The organism is Leyella lascolaii (genome assembly GCF_900079775.1).
In the GTDB taxonomy this organism is placed as follows: domain Bacteria; phylum Bacteroidota; class Bacteroidia; order Bacteroidales; family Bacteroidaceae; genus Prevotella; species Prevotella lascolaii.
In genome coordinates this window covers 499,204-520,308 of sequence record NZ_LT556038.1, presented here as the reverse complement: position 1 = coordinate 520,308, position 21,105 = coordinate 499,204, and the positions used below count along the sequence as shown (strand labels likewise).

Here is a 21,105-nt window from a genome sequence, read left to right as displayed (position 1 = left end):
GGAGGAAGTGTGTGCCGGTGCGGCGGGTGACACTCAATGTCTCCGGTAAAAATGACAGGCAATATGACTGACACCGGTGTGAAATGTGTATGAGGCATGATGGCGGTAAGGGTAGGAAGAGGACTGAGTAAGCGCATGACGGGCAGTAAAAAAATTTGACATTATCTTTTGTGAAAATAGAGACGGCGAGTCCGTTGACAGCTTGCTGTCAGATAGCCGGGTGCAGTCTGTTTTATGGAAAAACAGATATTTCACAGGCGGGGATATATTCAAATGCAGCCAATTCGTGTTTGGTATGTATCGGAATAGCCTGCATGTTATACCCAAGTGTATACGCCTGTGCCCTTGTTTCTATCGTTTTAAGATGTCAGAAAGGCATGCCGGGACTCTTCCCCGTTTTGTTCTGTGATGCGGAAGAGCCTCTTCCGAGTGCCGGAACAGGCTCTTCCGCAAGCTCATACGGGCTTTCCTACGTGGCGGGAAAGCCTTTTTCGTGAAGCCGGATTTCCTCTTTCGGACGCCTTTTCGCGCATTTTGCTGATATCCAGGATGTTATGCATATGCGCTGAAATCCGCGTATACAGAAGCGAAATATATGTTGTCAGGATATACGCGGTTCTCAGTGAGTTTACGGTGTGTGGTATGTCGCTTTTTCTCCACTATAATGCGTGTTGCAAAAAAAACACCGACAACAAGGCTGGCGCGTTGCGATGTAAGGGGTAGGAATGTTGATTTGAATTTGTGTTGGAGGAAAAGTAGAGACGCAAAATCTTGCGTCTCCCGAGCAATCCATACCAATATGCATACACCAAAAAACGGTGACAGCAAGGCTGGCGCATTGTGATGATGTGGTGAGGAATGCTGATTGAAATTTGTGGTGGAAAAAAGTAGAGACGCAAGATTTTGCGTCTCCCGGTTTATTGGTGTGTTTGATATTGGTATTTTATGATGGATTGGGTTTGCGAAGGGTTGCTCGTGAGACGCAAAATTTTGCGTCTCTACAAGAAATCCATGACAATATGCATACACCAAAAAATGCTGTCAGCAGGCGCATTCCCTCCTTGTAGAGACGCAAAATCTTGCGTCTCCCGATTTATTTGCATGCTTTATATTGGTATTTTATGGTGAATGAGGTTTGCGATGGGTTGCTCGTGAGACGCAAAATCTTGCGTCTCTACAAGTAATCCATACCAATATGCATACACCAAGAAATGCTGTCAGCAGGCGCATTCTTTCACTGTGATACGCAAAATCTTGCGTCTCTACTTTAGCCGACAGCGGTTTTAAGGTGGAGGCAGGTGTGCCTGACATCAGCGCGGAACGCACGGATGAAGGCTGACTGCCGTTTGTTGTTTAACCTGATAAGTAAGACGGTGCTTATGGCTTCGGATCTTCTATCAATTCGGAGCCTGTGTTATCGCCTGGCCCTAATGGGTCTTCAGAACCCGGCTGTTCGCCTATTCCGGCATTAAAACCCCCTTCCGAGCCTGCTAAAATGGTTGTTCCAGATAACATCACTGTTTTTGATTCCGGTTTTTTGTAGTCTTTTTTAGTCATGATGTGTGTTTTTTTATATATATGAATAAATGGTGTGTCAGTTGTGATATTGTCGTACTGACTGTCTAAACACATTGCAAATGTACACAGAAAATGTGAAACAGCTTGCTTTTTGTGTAACTATTTGATATTCATCGGAGTTATGTTATAAAGAAAAGGAAATATGTACAACATGGAGGACGATGTCGGCTGCCAATCACTGCCGTTTTAGTAGTATGTCTGGAGCACTGTTATGATGGGGTGAGGAGTATTGGTTGAAATTGGTGCTGGAGGAAAGTATAGACGCAAAATTTTGCGTCTCCCGATTTTATTTGCGTGTTTGATATTGGTGTTTTTAGGGTGGATTGGGTTTGCAATGGGTTGCTCGTGAGACGCAAGATTTTGCGTCTCTACAAGGCTGGCGCATTGTGATTTAAGGATGAGGAATGTTGATTGAAATTGTTGGTGGAAAAAAGTAGAGACGCAAAATCTTGCGTCTCACGGTTTATTGGTGTGTTTGATATTATCGCTTTTTATGTTCATATCCAAATATAGAAATCGATTCAGGTTTAAGTAAACCCTTTATCCATGTTGCTGCCGCCTCTGTACGACCATGTTGAAATGCCGCAACGGTAATTCGGGTAAATATACTGGAAAAAGGGGAAAGAATTGCGTAAGGACTTTACTATATTCCATTTTATGATTATCTTTGTCAAAGATAAGCTTTACCTAAGCAAACAGTATGCTATTCAAACGTTTCTGAAGAATGGAATTACAGGTATGATGAGCCGTCCGTGTGTCTGAATGTCAACGATGAGACGAGGGCACATACCGCGTTTTTCCAGCCGTGATGAGAGAGAGAATATGATTAATGTCTGAAGAAGAGTAACTGAAGGAATGTCTGTCTGGAGCAAGATAAAGGAAATGATGGGTGCCGACGGTGCGGATGATATTGTCGGCAGAAGCGGTAAGGCGCATACCGGTGAGGATGTGCGTTATGTGTTCGTGGATGTGGAGACGGGGCTTAATGACCGTAAGATACACGATATAGGAGCCTTGCGCCATGACGGTGCGACGTTTCACAAGGCGTCGAAGAAGGAACTGTATGAATTCATCGACGGCACAGACTATATATGCGGGCACAACATAATAAACCATGACGCCAGATACCTGTTCGGTGATGACGAGCCGCGTCAGGCTCTTGTGGACACGCTTTACATGTCGCCTTTGATGTTTCCCGAACGTCCTTATCACCGGCTTGTGAAGAACGACAAGCTGCTGAGCGACCAGATGAACAATCCGGTGAACGACTGTAAGAAGGCGCGCGACCTGATGTTTGACGAGATGGCACGGTGGAACGCGCTCCCTGAAGAGAAACGCCTGATGTACGCCACGTTGCTGATGGGAAGACGGGAGTTTGAGGGGTTTCTCAGAATTGCCGGTGCGCATGCGCGCCATGCAGATGTGACGGGACTGATAAGAAGACTTTATGAAGGGAAGATATGCGGACATGCCGATCTGGAAACGCTCGTAAGGCAGTATCCGTGCGAACTGGCGTATGCGCTGGCTCTGACAGACACGACAGACCACCGCTCGGTGACACCGGGATGGGTGACATGCAACTGGCCGGAGGTGGAGCATGTGGTGAGGCTCTTGCGTCACACGCGCTGTGAGGAAGGGTGCGGATATTGCCGCACGCAGCTGGACGCATCATATAACCTGAAGAGATTTTTCGGCTATGACCGTTTCCGTACCTACGGAGGCGAACCTTTGCAGGAGAAAGCCGTGAGGGCTGCTGTGGATGGAAAGTCGCTGCTCGCCATCTTCCCCACAGGCGGCGGCAAGTCGCTCACATTCCAGTTGCCCGCACTTATGGAGGGACACTCTGTGCACGGACTGACGGTGGTGATATCACCTTTGCAGTCGCTTATGAAAGACCAGGTGGACAATCTTGACGAGCGTGGCATAACCGACGCGGTCACCATAAACGGCATGCTGGACCCGATAACACGGGCTTCGTCCATACAGCGCGTGCAGGACGGAGACGCCTCGTTGCTGTATATATCACCGGAAATGCTGCGTTCGAAGACGGTGGAGCGTATCCTCATGTCGCGCCATGTGGTGAGGTTTGTCATAGACGAGGCACACTGCTTCTCGTCATGGGGACAGGATTTCAGAGTAGACTATCTGTATATAGGCAAGTTCATACGTGAGTATCAGAAGAAGAAAAGGCTGAAGGAGCCTGTTCCGGTGTCGTGTTTCACGGCTACGGCGAAGCAGAAGGTGGTGCAGGACATATGCGACTACTTCAGGAATACGCTCGGTCTGAATATGGAACTGTTCGCCTCCACGGCATCGCGTACGAACCTGCGCTATTCCGTAATACACACGGAGACCGACGAAGAGAAATACTCCATGCTCAGGGAACTGGTGGCGGAGGGCGGCTGTCCGACGATAGTGTATGTGTCGCGGACAAGACGCACATGGGACATTGCAGCCAGACTGACGCGCGACGGATACAGGGCGTTGCCGTTCAACGGTAAGATGGACGCGGAGACGAAGACCGCCAATCAGGACGCTTTCATGAAAGACGAGGTGAGCGTGATTGTGGCTACATCGGCGTTCGGTATGGGTGTTGACAAGAAGGATGTGGGACTCGTGGTGCATTACGACATATCCGACTCGTTGGAGAACTATGTGCAGGAAGCCGGACGCGCCGGCAGAGACCCGCAGCTCAGCGCGCGCTGCTACGTGCTTTATGGCGACAACGACCTTGACAAGCATTTCGTCCTGCTGAATCAGACAAAGTTGAGCATAAGCGAGATACAGCAGGTGTGGAAGGCAGTGAAAGATATGACGAGGCAGCACATGCGCGTGAGCTGCTCGGCACTGGAGATAGCGCGTCAGGCGGGATGGGACGACTCTGTGTCGGACATAGAGACCCGTGTGCGTACGGCTCTGTCGACGCTTGAGCAGAGCGGATATATAGAAAGAGGCAACAATGTGCCGCATGTATATGCCACGGGCATCACGGTGAAGAACATGGACGAGGCGAGACGGCGCATATCCGAGTCGCCGTTGTTCGGCAGTGACGAGACGGAGGCTGCGGTGAGAGTGATAAAGTCGCTCATATCGAGCAAATACATCTCGAAGGCACAGGAGTCGGAGGCGGAGTCGCGCGTGGATTATCTGGCAGACATACTGGGGATGAGCAAGAAAGAGGTGGTGTCTGTGGTGGAACGCATGCGTCAGGACGGCATACTGTCTGACAGCAAGGACATCTCGGCGTATCTGCAGGAGGCTGGAAGCACGGAACGCCGTGCGCAGACGCTTCTCGAGCGTTTCGGGAAGCTTGAGCGATACATTCTGAAACTGATACCAGACGAGTCGCTGCGCATATCGTGCAGACAGCTCAACGACAAAGCCATAAACGAAGGTATAGCGACGTCGAAGGAAAAAGACATACGCACACTGATTTATTTTCTCACGATAAAGGGATACATGCGCAAACATGAGAATGCCGCGCACAATATGCTTCTGAGCCGGAGGCTGGACATGGACACAACCGTAAGACGTGCGGAGAAAAGGCAGAGGATATGCCGTATGGCGGTGGAGTGGCTGTACGGCATAGCCGCAGCCAACGAGAAGGAGTCGGCGGAGGGACAGCCCATACGGTTCTCGGTGGTGGAGCTTCTCAATCATATAAAGTCGTGCGGACATGACTTCTTTGAGAGGACGGACGACATACAGCTTGAAGATGTGGAGGAGGCACTGCTCTTTCTCACGAAGATAGGGGCGCTGAAGCTGGAAGGAGGATTCCTCGTCATATACAATGCCATGCAGATAAGGAGGATAAAGGACGCCAAGTTCAGATATAAAAAGGAAGACTACCGGATGCTCGACGAGTTCTACAGGCAGAAGATACAGCAGATACACATTGTGGGCGAGTATGCCAATCTGATGGTGAGGGATTATGACGCTGCCCTGCAATATGTGCAAGACTATTTCAACATGGACTACAGGAAGTTCATATCCAAATATTTCAAAGGCGGGCGACAGGAAGAGATACAACGCAACCTGACGCCTGAGAAATACAGGCAACTGTTCGGACAGCTGTCTGACTGCCAGAGGAAGATCATCTCAGACAAGAGTTCGAGATGCATAGTGGTAGCGGCGGGACCCGGAAGCGGAAAGACGCGCGTGCTGGTGCACAAACTCGCATCGCTTCTGTTGCTTGAGGACGTGAAGCACGAGCAGTTGCTCATGCTCACTTTCTCGCGTGCGGCAGCCACAGAATTCAAGCAGCGGCTCATGGAACTTATAGGAAATGCGGCACACTTTGTGGAGATAAAGACATTCCACTCTTATTGTTTTGACCTGTTGGGGAGAATAGGAAACAGGGACAACGTGGTGAACGTGGTGCATCAGGCGGCGGAAATGATAAGAAACGGGGATGTGGAACCGAACAAGACAGGCAAGACCGTGCTTGTAATAGACGAGGCTCAAGACATGGGGAATGACGAATATGAGCTTGTGGAGGCAATGATGGGCAATAATGAGGATATGCGTGTCATCGCAGTCGGTGATGACGACCAGAACATATTCGAATTCAGAGGCTCCAGCTCCATGTATATGAACACACTGAGGAACATGCCGGACGCCAGTTTCGTGGAGATGACGGAGAACTTCCGTTGTGCCCGTAGTGTGGTGGGATTCGCCAATGGTTTTGTGAGGAAAATCACATCCAGGATGAAATCCACTCCGATAGTGCCGGTGAGAAAGGATGACGGCGTGGTGGAAGTGACGTTTCACATGTCTGGATATCTGTACCAGCCCGTCATGGAGTCGTTGCTGAGAAACGGCAATGGCGGTACGGCGTGTGTACTCACGCAGACAAACGAAGAGGCTGCGATAATGATGGCTCTGCTTCGCAGGCACGGAGTGAAATGCAAGCTCATCCAGTCGATGGACGGTCTGAAGTTCCGCAACATGGCGGAGATGAGATATTTCATGCGTTGCATAGACACCAGACAGGACACCGGTGTGCCTTTGGTGTCTGACGGTCATTGGGAAAAAGCGAAGCAGGCTACCTTCGCACGGTATGACGGAAGTACGAGTCTTACGTATGTCAGACGTTGCATACAGTTGTTTGAAGAGACCAATAAGGCAAAATACATAACAGATTTCAAGGAGTTCGTGTATGAATCGTCAGTCGAGGATTTTTGTGACGCAGCGGAGTCAGAGGTAGTCATTTCCACAATACACAAGGCGAAGGGACGTGAGTTTGACGATGTTTACATGCTTATATCGGGACAGTCTTACATGACGAACGAACTCCTGAGACGTTATTATGTAGGCATCACGCGCGCCAGAAACAGGCTCTTTGTGCACACCAACGATATCTTGTTTGCAGGTCTGCCGGCAGCCGTACATAAGACAGACACGCAGCGTTATGCTCTGCCGGAAGAGATAGTGCTGCAACTGTCATACAAAGATGTGAACCTCGGATATTTTGAAAAGCTCAAACATGAAGTCCTTTCGATGCGAGGCGGAGACCGGCTCAATTATGACAATTCGGTGCTTTACAACGCAAAAACAGGAGCAGCGGTGGCAAAGCTGTCGAAAGACATGCGCTCAAAAGTGGCGGAGTGGAATGGAAAAGGCTATATTGTCAGATACGGCAGGGKGAGGTTTGTGGTGGCATGGAAAGCCAAGGACGCCCCCAAGGACACCCCTGAGACGGCTGTCCTGCTGCCTGACATTGTGCTGGAAAGATATGTTCGGGCACATGATGGTGTCTGACCGGCACGGCACATGCCTGCGCCATACCTTATTATATATAACGGCAGACTATCTCTCCGCTTCTATCGTATATGTGAAACTGTCTGCGCGGTAATAGCCGATGTTGTACTCGATGGGTATCTGATTTATGTCATAGACATGCCGTTGTCTGATTAGAATGGGGTCGGACGCCTTGATGTCCAATTTTTCCGCGATGCGCTCTCCCGCCAGACTTGCCGATATTTTTTCTTTGCTGGTCTTTACTATGATGTTGTAGTCTTTTTCCAGCAACTCATATAATGGCCGTGTGAAGTCCTCTTCTCCTGTGAGCGGAATCTTCGGATTGAAATAGGATATGAAATAAACGAACGGATATTCCTTTTTTCCGCGGACACGTTCCAGGACTATGCACTTGACCTGCTGCTTCGGGTCTATACCGAAGAAGTTACAGATTTCCTCGTTCGGCTTCTTCCAACAGATGTGCAGCTCGAAATTGCGTATCTCAATTCCGAGCATTTTCATCTCCTGTGAGAAACTGAGCCAGTTTTTCACACCTCCGATGATGCTCTTGTGGGCAATCTTTGTACCAACACCTTTCTTACGTACCAACAAACCCTCGAATACTAATTTGTTGATTGCCTGACGCAGGGTGTTCCTCGAAATATTCAGCTTTTGTGACAGTTCTATTTCGTTAGGGAGATATTTGCCGTCCTTATATTCCTCGGAATCAATAAGATTGCGCAATATTTCCTCAGCCTGTATGTGTAAAGGGGTGTTGCTGTTGTGGTCTATGTTCATGCCGTAACGTATTTTTCTCATTGCAAATATAATATAAATAAATTTTTTATTGAAATATTTTTGGAGATTAATAATTAATTTATATATTTGCACAAACAATAATATGTATGAACAAATAAAGCAGTTTATGAGAAAACCTAATTATGACAAATTTCCCTCAACGGTCATTGCCGGCACTATATTTCAAGGATGGGATGAAATACGCGGCGTCCTTTCCGACTGCTTGAACAGTAACAATGTGCTTGCTGTCGACTGTTATACGGGAGTGTATGAAGAGGAGCTGGTGAGAGAACTTTCGAAGTTGTCCGCACGGTTGGTTCTCGTACGCGACCTGTATAAGGAGGAAAGTGAGTTGAGGTGTATGACAGAGCGTTTTATGACAGAGGATGTGTTGTTCGGATATGTTACAAACCTCTGTATATCAGACTATTTTGATGTGGAAAAGCTGGAGGATGCGCGCCGTTGCGCATGTGGAGTGTCTACACCTCTTATTATTATAGGTACAGGTGCTGGGATGGTCGCTCCTGGCGCAACGCTGGTGTATGTGGATATGGCGCGTTGGGAGATTCAGCAGCGTTGCCGTCGTCATGAGGTGAAGGCTTTGGGTATAGACAATCGTGAGGATGCGGTATCTCTGCAATATAAAAGAGGATATTTTAATGACTGGAGAATTTGTGACCGTTATAAATCAACATTGTTCGAACATGTGGACTACTGGCTGGACAGTCATATTCCCGGCTCTCCCAAGATGATAGACCGCGAAACCTTCTATAAAGGTATAGACAAAACAGCCTCAAAGCCTTTCCGTGTAGTTCCGTATTTTGACCAGGCTCCGTGGGGCGGACAATGGATGAAGGCGGTCTGCGACCTGGATCCGGACGTGCCGAATTACGGATGGTGTTTTGATTGTGTGCCTGAAGAAAACAGTCTTTATCTTGAAGTGAACGGAGTTCGTTTTGAATTGCCGTCGGTGGATTTGGTGCTGTTGAAAAGTAAGGAGCTGCTGGGCGAGCCTGTTGAGGCACGGTTCGGAAAGGAGTTTCCTATCCGTTTCGACTTTCTGGACACAATGGGCGGAGGGAATCTGAGTTTGCAGGTACACCCCACAACCCAGTTTATACATGAGAATTTCGGGATGTTCTACACACAGGACGAAAGTTATTATCTGTTGGATGCGGAGGAAGACGCTGTTGTCTATCTGGGAGTGAGGAACGGAACGGACAGTAAGGAGATGATAGAGGAGTTGCGTAAGGCACAGCGGGGTGAGACAGTGTTTGACGCGGAGAAATACGTAAATAAGATTCCGGCAAAAAAACATGACCATTTCCTGATTCCCGGCGGTACGGTTCATTGCTCCGGCGCTAACAGCATGGTTCTGGAAATAAGTTCTACACCAAACCTGTTCACATTTAAATTGTGGGACTGGCAGCGTATGGGACTTGACGGAAAACCGCGCCCTATAAATGTGGAACGTGGAAAATGCGTTATAGACTGGAGGCGTGATACGGACTATGTCTACAGAAATTTGCGTAACTGCGTGACTGTGATAGAAGAAGGAGAGGGGTGGACAGAGGAGCGCACCGGATTGCACGAAAATGAATTCATAGAGACACGCCGCCACCGCTTCAGAGTTCCCGTGTTACATCACACGAACGGCAGTGTAAATGTCTTTAACTTAGTGGAAGGCGAGGAAGCCATTATAGAAAGTCCGGACCGTTCGTTTGAACCGTTTGTTGTGCATTATGCCGAGACTTTTATCATTCCGGCTTGTGTGGGTGAATATATTATACGTCCTTACGGACAGTCGGAAGGAAAAGAATGTGTGACGATAAAGGCGTATGTCCGCTTTTAAGATATTGTAACCTTTTGAAAAAATAAAAAATATGTATGAGAACGAAAAACGCACAGTATTGACCCTGGATGCGGGAGGCACTAATTTTGTGTTTTCCGCCATACGGGGAAATGAGCAAATAGTGGAACCTGTTTGCATGCCGTCGGTGTCGGATGACCTGAAGAGATGTCTGGACACATTGATAGCTGGCTTTGACGGCGTAGTAAGCCAGTTGGATGTGTCGCCAGTCGCCATCAGCTTCGCTTTTCCGGGTCCGGCTGATTATAAGAACGGAGTGATAGGTGGGAATATCCCAAATTTTCCGTCTTTCCGTAACGGAGTGGCTCTCGGTCCATTCTTGCAACACCACTATCATGTTCCGGTATTTATGGAAAATGACGGGAACTTGTTCGCTTATGGAGAGGCGTTGTCAGGAATGCTGCCTAAAGTGAACGCCATGCTGGAAGAGGCTGGCAGCAGACGCCGTTACAAGAATCTGCTGGGTATCACGTTGGGAACCGGATTCGGAGCAGGCGTGGTGATTGACGGCAGGTTGCTGACAGGTGATAACGGATGTGGGGGAGATGTGTGGCTGATGCACAACAAGAAATATCCGTTGATGATCTGTGAGGAAAGCGTAAGTATACGTGCCGTAAAAAGGGTATATCGTGAACGTTCGGGGCAAAGTGACAGCAGTCTGACCCCAAAGGACATTTACGATATAGCCGAAGGAACAAGAGACGGAAACCGGGATGCCGCCGTAGCAAGCTTCAGCGAATTGGGAGAGATTGCCGGTCACGCTGTAGCCTCGGCTTTGAACATAGTTGACGGTCTGGTGGTGATAGGCGGCGGACTTGCCGGCGCGTCACGCTACATATTGCCCGCCATGATAAAGGAATTGCGTACGTCATTATCCATGTTTTCAGGAGAACGCTTCCCATGTGTCCAGATGGATGTCTACAATTGGGAAGATGAATCAGACAGAAAGCATTTCTTGTCATTGCAAGATGATGAGACGGTTATTCCCGACACTACAGTCAAAGTATCGTATAACAAATCAAAACGTATAGCAGTAATGTGCAGTCATGATGGGGCAAGCGTCTCAATAATGCGTGGGGCGTATGCGTATGCGTTATCTCAGCTGTAGACAAGTTTAAGCGATGCTAATTTTAATTTTATAAACCTAAATTATGAAACATGTAACTAAATTGTGCGTAACTTGTTGCCTATTGTTTTTGGCATGTATGCCCATAATGGCGCAACAGCAGTTGCGGTTAATCTCAGGAATTGTAACAGATGAATCCGGTGAGCCTTTGACAGGTGCCCGTATTTTTGACATAACATCCAAAAACGGAGCAGTAGCAGATGCAGATGGTAAGTTCGCATTAAAAATAACTTCTGAACCCGTTGGCGGAATTAATTTAGTGCGTACTTAATTCTACCAATAGGTTATTATAGCTTCTGCCGATTGGGCATGGACTCATGCCAGAGATAAATCCGGGCTGATTTATGGTGACTGGACTGGTAGGGCACAAGAATATGACAAACCAAAATGGCTGTTGAATGAGGCTTGTATGGTAGAACTGTATGCACGTATTGCGTTAATGAAGGATGTAAATAAAAAAATAGAGAACTATGAATAAGATAAAAATCAACTATATTAAATTTTTCACAGTGGCATTGTCGGTATGCTTGTCACAACCTCTGATGGCAGGAAATTCAGACCTTACACAATATGTTCGTCCAAATATAGGGACTGTACATAGCCGTTGGTTCTTTTATACTCCTGCTGCACTTCCTTTTGGTATGGCAAAATTGGGAGCGTCGACAAACGGAACTTATGGAAATGAGCAGGGATGGGAGGCTGTGGGATATGATGATGCTCACACTTCAATTGACGGATTTCCTTGTTTGCATGAATTTCAGATTGGTGGAATTCTGTTGATGCCTGTTACGGGCTCGATAAAAAATATTCCCGGTAAGTTAGACTCTCCGGATAAAGGATGGCGTTCCCGTTTTGATAAAAAGGACGAGCACGCTACAGCAGGATATTATTCTGTTGTATTGAAAGACTATCGTATTAAAGTGGAGCTGACGGCTACGGAAAGGGTTGGATTTCAACGATACACTTTTCCGGAGTCTGATAGCGCACACGTCATTTTTGATATCGGAAACCGTTTGGGTGAAAGTGGAAACGTGCGTGATGCATATATCAGGCAGGTAGATGAACATACACTGGAAGGATATGTCGTAACAGAACCTGAATATGTCAAGAAGTATCAGACTGGAGCAACCGTCTCCATGTTCTTTTATGCGAAAGTAAATAGGTCACCTTTATCTGTGTCTGTGTTATATCGTGGTGGAAGAACTTCTGACGGAACAGAAATAAAGGGACCTGGAGCGATGATGGTTCTGGACTATAAAACGCATGATAGGGAGAAAGTTGATTTTAAGATTGGTTTGTCATATACTTCTATTGAGAATGCAAGACATAATTTGGAAAAAGAAGCTTCCGGTGTGACTTTTGAAAAAGCGAGGACGTTGGCAAAGAAAAAATGGAATGAAGCATTAAGCCGTATTGAAGTGTCCGGTGGAACTCAGGAAAGTAAAATTAAATTCTATACAGGTCTATATCATGTATTGCTGGGAAGAGGACTTGCAAGTGATGTGAATGGTTCTTATCCGACAAACAGTGGTGAGGTCGGACAGATAGAATTGAATTCAGATGGCACACCTAAGTATAATCATTATAATACAGATGCCATTTGGGGAGGATATTGGAATCTTACAAATTTATGGGCTATGGCTTATCCTGAATATTATAACGATTGGATACAGAGCCAAATGTTAGTATATAGAGATGCCGGATGGTTGGGTGATGGAATAGCTGCAAGCAGATATGTGTCTGGTGTAGGAACCAATATGGTGAGCATTGCCTTTTCTGGGGCTTATTGCAGTGGCATTCGCGACTTTGATGTCGCGTCGGCATATAAGGCTGCTCTGAAAAATGAGTTGGAATGGCAAGGACGTTTAGAAGGTGCCGGTAAAATGGATGTCCGGCAATTTGTTGAAAAAGGTTATGTTCCTTATAATGATGAAATATATTTCGGTACATCGGACAAAGGCTCCGCTTTTAGCGCTTCACATACTTTGGAGTATAGTTTTAGTTCTTATGCCGTCGCACAATGGGCAAAAGCATTGGGTAAGACTGACGATTATAAAAAACTGATGGATTTGTCAACCGGTTGGACAAAACTCTTCGATGATACAATGAAAGTTATACGTCCACGTATGGCAGACGGAAGATTCATCGAAAATTTTAATCCGTTGGAACCATGGAGAGGATTTCAGGAGGGAAATGCAATCCAATATACATTTTTTGTGCCTCAAGATCCTGTAGGACTGATTGGGAAAGTTGGTAAAGATTTGTTTAATCAACGCCTGGATTCTATTTTTGTGGAAGCTCGTAAATCTGTTTTTGGTGGAGGAAAAGTAGCTTATGCTTTTTCTGGGTTGCAGAGTCCTTATAATCATGGAAACCAGCCTAATCTACATATTTCATGGCTGTTTAACTATTCGGGAAAACCTTATCTGACTCAAAAATGGACCCGCCTGATTTGTGACGAGTTCTATGGCGTGACTGGAGAGCACGGATATGGTTACGGACAAGATGAGGATCAAGGACAGCTTGGAGCATGGTTTGTATTGTCGTCAATGGGACTGTTTGATGTGCAAGGAGGGGCATGCGATAACCCTACGTTCCAGATTGGCAGCCCGATGTTTGACAGGATAGAGATAAAACTTAATTCAAAGTATGCCAAAGGTAAGACTTTTGTTATTGAGACGGAGAATAATGGCAAGGATTCTTATTATGTCCAATCAGCGGAATTGAATGGAAAACCATTGGATAATTGTTGGCTTTATAGGCGAGATTTATTTAAAGGAGGGGTGCTTAAATTAAAAATGGGTAAGGCTCCCAATTATACATGGGGAATAAGTGATGTTCCGTATTACGGCAAATAATGTTTATGTAGATAACATTATGAATAGCCGTTTCATCAATGGGTGATATGTTTATTTCTGAATCAGGCATTATGAAATCATGTCCATTAATAAAAATACTTCCCGTTATGGCAACGTTTTTTGTCATGGGATTTTGTGATATTGTTGGAATATCGTCAGACTATATGCAGTCGGGTTTCGGGTGGTCGCCCACCATGACAGGTTTTGTACCTTCAATGGTGTTTGTATGGTTTTTCTTTTTAGGCATTCCGGTCGGCAATAAAATGAACCGGTTGGGTCGAAAGAACACAGTGCTTGTCAGTATGGCTGTTACGGTAATAGGAATGTTTCTGCCTCTCTGTATTTATAGTAGCGTGACGTGTGTCATTGCCTACATCTTGTTGGGAGTGGGGAATGCCATTCTGCAGATATCATTGAATCCGTTGCTGAGCAATGTCATTCATAACCGGCGTTTGCTGACAAGCAGTATGACAGCCGGGCAGGTAATAAAGGCGGTGTCCTCGCTTTTAGGACCAGAAATAGTGCTGTTTGTCATTTTGCATTTCGGTGAAGACCATTGGTATTATTGTTTCCCTGTTTTTGGAACAATCACATTGCTTCTGGGGCTATGGCTTGCGGCTACGCCCATCAGACGGGAGCCGGACACGACAGAGCCGGTTTCGATGAGCGGTTCTTTTGCCTTATTGAAGAACAGAGCCATTATGGTTTTGTTCATGGGTATATTTTTTGTCGTAGGCGTTGATGTGGCGACCAATTACATCGGTTCAAAACTCATGGCTATGCGTTATGATTGGAGTGCGGTGCAGGTGAAGTATGCCCCTCAGGTCTATTTCTTCAGCAGGACAGTAGGCGCTTTGCTGGGAACATTCTTATTGACCCGCATCTCCGGCATCCGTTATTTTCGTGTGAATATTGTCCTGTGCGGTTTTTCCTGCCTGCTTCTGATGGCAGGCTTTGGCGCTGTACCTGACTTGGTCTGTATCGGTTGTATCGGCTTTTTCGCGTCTTCTGTCTTTTCCATCATTTACTCGTTTGCATTTCACGAATATCCCTCAAAGATGAATCAGGTCTCAGGACTGATGATTACAGCTGTGGCAGGTGGAGGCATCGTAACGCCCGTTTTGGGCTTCTCTATTGATGTGTCGGGAATAGAGGCAGGGCTGTCTGTCATTTTGTTGTGCATTTTATACCTGGTGTATTGTGCCTTTTCCATGAAGACGAATTGCCGCAACAGTCAGAAATTTATATCCTGAGCCGCATTGTCATTAATCCGCATTACGTGCTGCCGGCATACAGACCTCATTTCCGGTTTGCCAGACGATGGCTGTCATGTCTTGGCAAAACTCGAAGAAAACTGTCTGCCGGCGGCAGTGCGTAAGAGGAAAGGGTTGGTGACAATCAGATAAAACAAAGTCTTGACGGTCTGACGGCTGATTCGCTTTTAACCTATATGATGAGTAATTCAATTATTTGCATTTCTCTTTATGGCTTGTTCCCGGTAGTTCTTTGGTGATACGCCCAAATGTTTCTTTACATATTTCCCGAAAAACGAAAGATTGGGAAAATCCAGTTCGCACGCTATCTCCTTAATGCTTTTCTGAGTATGGTTCATCATATAGACGATGTCTTTCACCACATATTGGTCTATGATGTCTGTCGCCTTCTGTCCTCCTGCCTGCTTACACACATAAGAGAAATATTTCGGGGTTACATTCAGGCGTTCTGCATAGTATGATACAGAGCGCGGTTTGGGATAAGTTGATTCTATCAGGTCTATAAAACGTTTGAACAGTGTCTCTCGTGATGTGAACGGACGGAGATTATGCTGTACGACACGCTCCAACACAATATGCATATCATAAATCAGGGCAAGCATAATAGTCCCTATCACTCTTTTCTGCCTGACTGAGGAATACTGCGTCTTGGTGCTGAGAAGGTTATAGTATTGGCAGAAAATCTTTGCTTCTTCCGGCTGCAATGTGCATACGGGATTGTTCTCGAAAAGAACTTTTATGTCCCACGAATTTACTGCCAGCGGAATAGCGTGCTGTATATAAGAACATGATATGCATATGCAATGCCCTTGAAAGTCTATGCTCATCATACCGCTGTCCACAATGTTGTTTGGCGGACATATGAACAGGTCGTCTTTCTTCGCCTCATATGTCGTACCGTTGATTTTCACGGTTGCCCTTCCGTTCGTTACAAGTACGATGACACACATTTCCAATTGAATGGGAAATGCGAATGTGGGCATGTCGCGCATATTGTCGAAAAAGGCAAGCTCACCGTCATTATAAGCTATGCCGTCCAAGCCTTCCATGTTTTTCAGATTGCTCTTTTCCATTTATCAGACGCTTTACCTTTTACAGCTGCAAAGTAAAATAAAAATTGTTTCATTCCATTGTTCCAAAAGGATTATATACTATTCCAAAAACCTTATTTGATTGTTTGCGGTGAAAACAGAACATTTTTGGAGACACGTAACAGGACTGTTTTTACGCAAAATCCCATTCTTTTGCATGAAAAACAGTGCCAGTGAGTGCAATGAAAGTTTGCTTTCAGATTGCCGGGCGCAGCCTGTTTTATTGGAAAAACAGTGCCAGCGAGTGCAATGAAAGCTTGCTTTCAGATTGCCGAGCGCAGCCTGTTTTATTGGAAAAACAGTGTCAGCGAGCGCAATGAAAGCTTGCTTTCAGATTGCCGAGCGCAGCCTGTTTTATTGAAATAATGATGGCATCAGCCCTGTAGAGACGCAAAATCTTGCGTCTCCCGATTAAAAAATCGCGGCAAAGACAGGTATTATTTGCCTCAGCTTATTGGGCATCATTGCTCATGAGACGCAATATTTTGCGTCTCTACTTAGGATTGCCCAAGTGTAATAGCGCGTTATTTGCATGTATTGGACAGTGCCGGTGATGGCAATGAAAGCCTGCTTTCAGATTGCCGGGCGCGCTTGTTTCACAAAGATATAAATTAAAATCGAGTATAATGAAAAAAGAATTTGTAATAGCCTCATTATGGTTTATCCCGTTTTTGACGGGATGTCAGGGTGATGTGGAGAAACCTAAAGCCAATGAACCTGTAAAGGTGAAGGCTGTGGTGGTGAAGGACGATGCTTATGTGAATCTGATGCGGTATTCAGGTACGGTGGAGGAGGAAAACGGAACATCGCTCAGCTTCGCTGTTGCAGGTACGATAAAGACCATGAACGTACGTTTGGGACAGCATGTGAGTGCCGGGCAACTCATAGCTACACTTGACCCGACGTCCATGCAAAACAGCCATAAAGTAGCGCATGCCGCGCTCGAACAGGCGGAAGACGCCAGCCGACGCATGAAAGAACTGCACGACAAAGGCAGCCTGCCTGATATGAAATGAGTGGAGGTGCAGAGCAAGTTGGAGCAGGCACGCTCAATGGAACAGATTGCGAGGAGGAATTTGGACGATTGCCGGCTCCGTGCGCCTTTTTCAGGCATAATAGCTGAAAAGAGTATGGAGACTGGCGAGAACGTCGCACCGGGAATGCCTGTCGCACGTCTGGTGACAGCCTCCTCGCTTGTGGTGAGAATATCGGTACCTGAAGCCGAAATGCGTTCCGTCAGGACAGGTCAGAAGGCTGACGTGGCAGTCACTGCCATTGGAGGAGAGAAGATTGCCGCCAGAGTGGTGGAAAAAGGGGTTGTGGCTAATCCGCTTTCGCGCACTTATGAGGTGAGGCTGAAATTGGAGAATACTGACAAGGAGGTTCTGCCGGGTATGGTTACGGAGGTGTTCCTGCATCCTTATAAGACTGCTTCGGGAATACATTATGTCATACCTGCGCATGTTGTACAGATAGACGAGCACAACAGGTCTTTTGTATGGTGCGTGAAAGACGGCAAAGCCCGCAGACGCTTCATTGTTTGCGACGAATACTCAGCGGGTGGCGTGATAGTCACGTCCGGACTGTCTGCTAACGACAGCATTATTGTAGAGGGTCAGCAGAAAGTGTGCGAAGGAACGGAGGTGGAGTTATGAGGAAAAGCAATTTTGTGGAATGGGCAATGCACTACCGGCAGATTGTCATCCTGTGCGTGGCTTGCCTCGTTGCATTCGGCGTCTACAGTCTGCCGCAGATGCGCAAAAACGAATTTCCCGACTTCACCATCCGGCAGGGCGTGGTAGTCGCGGTGGCACCTGGCAACACGGCGCGGGAAATGGTGGAACAGGTGGCGAAACCTTTGGAAAATTATATTTTCAGCTATAAGGAGGTGAAAAAAGAAAAGACGTTCTCCCGCAGCCGTGACGGTATTGTCTATATACAGGTGCAACTGAACGATGAGCTTAACAATAAGGACGAGTTCTGGAGCAAGTTCAAGCATGGCATATCCGACTTCAAGTCTCGGTTGCCGTCCAATGTGCTGGCGGTACAGGTGATGGACGATTTCGGTGACACGTCCGCGTTGCTCATCGCGATGGAAAGCGAGGAAAAGACCTATCGCGAGCTTGATGACTACATGGATGCTTTGCAGGAGCGTTTGCGCCGCATCCCGTCTGTAGGACGCATGTCGGTAAGCGGAATGCGGCACGAGCAGATTTCGGTATATATAGACAACGGCCGTCTGTCCCACTACGGCATCAGCGAAAGGACGCTTGCATTGGCTTTGATGCAAAAGGGATTCGCCACAAGCGGCGGAAGACTGAAGACCGACAGGCAGGTGACGCCTGTTTATGTAAGCCGCTCGCTCAATACGGTGAACGATGTGCGGCAGCAAATCGTTTATACAGACCCGCAGGGCAATGTCGTGCGGCTGAAGGATGTGGCTCGCGTGGTACGCGAGTATCCTGATCGCGACAGTTACATAACATATAACGGAAAGAAATGTCTGCTGCTGTCTGTCGAGATGAAAAAGGGACAGGACATCGTGGCAATGGGCGATGAGGTGAACAGGACGCTGGACACGTTCAGAGAGGAAGAGCTTCCCGGGGAGGTCGGCATATTCCGCATAACCGACCAGAGCGAAGTGGTGGGCGACAGCGTATATAACTTTCTGAAAGAACTTGTCATCGCCATAGCAGCCGTCGTCATAGTGGTGGTGCTGTTGCTTCCGCTGCGCGTGGCACTGGTGGCGGCTTCCACCATTCCTGTAACGATATTCATCTCTTTAGGACTGCTTTATGGCTTCGGTGTGGAACTGAACACGGTATCCTTGGCTGCGCTTATCGTCACCTTGGGCATGATAGTTGACAACTCCATCGTCATCATCGACAGCTATCTTGAGAAATTAGGCGAAGGCATGTCGCGATGGCACGCTTCCATTGAGAGTGCCACCCACTTCTTCAAGTCCATACTTTCAGCGACGCTGGCAATCAGCATCACGTTCTTCCCTTTCCTGCTCACCACGACAGGCATGCTGCACGATTTCCTGCAGACATTCCCTTGGGCTATCACGCTGATATTGGGCGTGTCTTTGCTGGTCGCCACCATGCTTGTGCCTTTCATGCAGTTCTGGTTCATCCGCAAGCCTATGCGGACAAATGGCAAGACGTTCTCTTTTCTCGATTGGCTGCAACGTTATTACAACCGGCTGATTGACTTTTGTTTCCACCAGCCGAAATCCACATTGGCGGTGGGAGTGCTGTCTGTAGTTGTCGGAATGTTGCTTATCGGATCGCTACCCCAGCAGATGATGCCGATGGCTGACCGCAACCAGTTTGCCGTAGAAATATATCTGCCGTCGGGAAGCGCGCTGGAACGTACCTCGCTGGTGGCTGATAGTCTGGAGCGCATTCTACGTAAAGACCCGCGCGTGGTTGGCATAGCCTCGTTCAAAGGCTGTTCGTCACCGCGTTTTCAGAACAGTTATGCGCCGCAGGTGGGTGGAACGGACTACGCCCAGTTCATAGTCAACACCGCAGGCATAAAAGAGACCGAACAGTTGCTCGACGAATATGCCCCGGTTTGGTCTGACGCTTTTCCAGACGCCCGTGTACGCTTCAAGCAGCTGTCGTATAGCGAGGCGGTCTATCCTGTCGAATTCCGTCTTACGGGTGAGAATCTTGATACGTTGCGTCGTGATGCCGGAAAGCTGTCGGAGCTGATGCGCGGCATTCCGGAACTCACTTCCGTGCACACAGACTTTAACGAACCGCTCCCTACTTGCAGGATAGCACTGAAAGAGGATGAGGCGTCGCGCCTTGGCATCACCAACACCGTGATTGAAAGTACGCTCGCCATGCGTTACGGTTCCGGGTTGCCGGTCTCTTCTGTCTGGGACGGCGACTACAGGATGAGTGTGGTTTTGAAGGGTGAGCATGCCGACAGTGCTGTGCCGGAAGTTCTTGAGGATGAGATGATTCCGGTTATGGGCGGTGTTACAAGCGTGCCTTTACGTCAGGTGGCGGATGCTGTGCCGATGTGGCAGGACGGACAGATTGTGCGGCGCAACGGCATCTATTCTGTCACAGTGGGCGCGGACGTGCGTCGTGGGGAGAACGGTACGGAGCAGATGAGGCGCATCGCCGCCATGTTGCCTGCGTCGCATCTTTCTCCGGACACAACCGTTACTCCTGGCGGTGATATAGAAGACACAAACGAGAAAATACCTCCGATACTGTCCGGTCTGGCGTTGGCAGCCTTGGTCATTCTGTTTGTGCTCATCGCCCATTTCCGCAAAGTGGGGCTGGCATTGCTCATATTTGTCTCCATGTCTCTATGTCTGTTCGGAACGGCAGCCGGTGTCATCATCCAAGGCATTGATTTCGGTGTTACGTGCTTTTTGGGCATTGTGGCTCTGATGGGCATAATTGTCCGCAACGGCATTATCATGATTGATTATGCCGAGGAGTTGAGGACTACAGAGAGAATGAGTTCCGCCGATGCCATCTACCATTCCGCCAGACGGCGTATGCGCCCCATATTTCTCACCTCGGCAGCCGCGTCAATGGGTGTAATCCCGATGATATTGGGCGGTTCCGGGTTGTGGATGCCCATGGGGACGGTCATCTGTTATGGCACACTGATAACTATGGTGTTCCTGCTCACCGTACTGCCGTGCGCTTACAGGCTTTGCTTCCGCGGTTCTACAAGGCACAGGACAAAAGCACTGTCAATAGGACAACGATAGAAAAAATGTATCAATAAAAACTTGGGA

12 protein-coding genes are annotated in these 21,105 nt (G+C 47.6%); 9 read left to right on the top strand and 3 right to left on the bottom strand.

Annotated features, from left to right (window positions below):
* Positions 1–1,377 precede the first annotated feature (1,377 nt).
* On the bottom strand, positions 1,378–1,557 hold the full coding sequence (locus tag BN4609_RS07985; RefSeq protein ID WP_164071610.1) for a hypothetical protein: 180 nt from the start codon (positions 1,555–1,557) through the stop codon (positions 1,378–1,380).
* Between the two features lie 876 nt (positions 1,558–2,433).
* Here BN4609_RS07985 and BN4609_RS07980 point away from each other — a divergent pair.
* Complete coding sequence (locus BN4609_RS07980; protein ID WP_068856035.1) at positions 2,434–7,338, top strand: RecQ family ATP-dependent DNA helicase; 4,905 nt, start codon at positions 2,434–2,436, stop codon at positions 7,336–7,338.
* 48 nt (positions 7,339–7,386) lie between these two features.
* On the opposite strand, the gene BN4609_RS07975 is transcribed toward BN4609_RS07980, so the two are convergent.
* Positions 7,387–8,115, bottom strand: a complete 729-nt coding sequence (locus BN4609_RS07975) for a GntR family transcriptional regulator (protein ID WP_068856369.1) — start codon at positions 8,113–8,115, stop codon at positions 7,387–7,389.
* A 127-nt stretch (positions 8,116–8,242) separates the two neighbouring features.
* Between BN4609_RS07975 and BN4609_RS07970 the strand changes: the two genes are divergently transcribed.
* The 5 genes from BN4609_RS07970 to BN4609_RS07955 all read left to right on the top strand — a co-directional run bounded on the left by BN4609_RS07970 (position 8,243) and on the right by BN4609_RS07955 (position 15,222).
* Positions 8,243–9,967, top strand: coding sequence for a class I mannose-6-phosphate isomerase (locus BN4609_RS07970; protein WP_068856368.1), 1,725 nt, complete (start codon positions 8,243–8,245; stop codon positions 9,965–9,967).
* Between the two features lie 31 nt (positions 9,968–9,998).
* Positions 9,999–11,093 carry an ROK family protein gene (locus tag BN4609_RS07965; protein ID WP_068856034.1) on the top strand — a complete coding sequence of 365 codons (1,095 nt, stop codon included), beginning with the start codon at positions 9,999–10,001 and terminating at the stop codon, positions 11,091–11,093.
* A 43-nt stretch (positions 11,094–11,136) separates the two neighbouring features.
* Positions 11,137–11,382 carry a carboxypeptidase-like regulatory domain-containing protein gene (locus tag BN4609_RS16505; protein ID WP_164071609.1) on the top strand — a complete coding sequence of 82 codons (246 nt, stop codon included), beginning with the start codon at positions 11,137–11,139 and terminating at the stop codon, positions 11,380–11,382.
* Positions 11,383–11,581: 199 nt separating this feature from the next.
* Positions 11,582–13,969: a GH92 family glycosyl hydrolase gene (locus BN4609_RS07960; protein WP_084791430.1), complete on the top strand. Its 2,388-nt coding sequence runs from the start codon at positions 11,582–11,584 to the stop codon at positions 13,967–13,969.
* A 71-nt stretch (positions 13,970–14,040) separates the two neighbouring features.
* Positions 14,041–15,222 (top strand): MFS transporter, encoded by a 1,182-nt coding sequence (locus tag BN4609_RS07955; RefSeq protein WP_068856366.1) that lies wholly within the window; start codon positions 14,041–14,043, stop codon positions 15,220–15,222.
* Between the two features lie 209 nt (positions 15,223–15,431).
* Here BN4609_RS07955 and BN4609_RS07950 read toward each other — a convergent pair whose 3' ends face one another.
* Positions 15,432–16,316 (bottom strand): AraC family transcriptional regulator, encoded by an 885-nt coding sequence (locus BN4609_RS07950; RefSeq protein ID WP_068856032.1) that lies wholly within the window; start codon positions 16,314–16,316, stop codon positions 15,432–15,434.
* A gap of 644 nt (positions 16,317–16,960) precedes the next feature.
* Between BN4609_RS07950 and BN4609_RS16975 the strand changes: the two genes are divergently transcribed.
* The 3 genes from BN4609_RS16975 to BN4609_RS07940 are packed head-to-tail and all read left to right on the top strand — an operon-like array spanning position 16,961 to position 21,078.
* Positions 16,961–17,350: an efflux RND transporter periplasmic adaptor subunit gene (locus tag BN4609_RS16975; RefSeq protein WP_241033226.1), complete on the top strand. Its 390-nt coding sequence runs from the start codon at positions 16,961–16,963 to the stop codon at positions 17,348–17,350.
* Positions 17,351–17,386: 36 nt separating this feature from the next.
* Positions 17,387–17,989, top strand: coding sequence for an efflux RND transporter periplasmic adaptor subunit (locus BN4609_RS16970; protein ID WP_241033225.1), 603 nt, complete (start codon positions 17,387–17,389; stop codon positions 17,987–17,989).
* A complete protein-coding gene (locus tag BN4609_RS07940) occupies positions 17,986–21,078 on the top strand; it encodes an efflux RND transporter permease subunit (protein WP_068856030.1) in 3,093 nt (1,030 codons plus the stop codon). Before BN4609_RS16970 ends, BN4609_RS07940 begins: the two co-directional genes overlap by 4 nt.
* Positions 21,079–21,105: the final 27 nt, after the last annotated feature.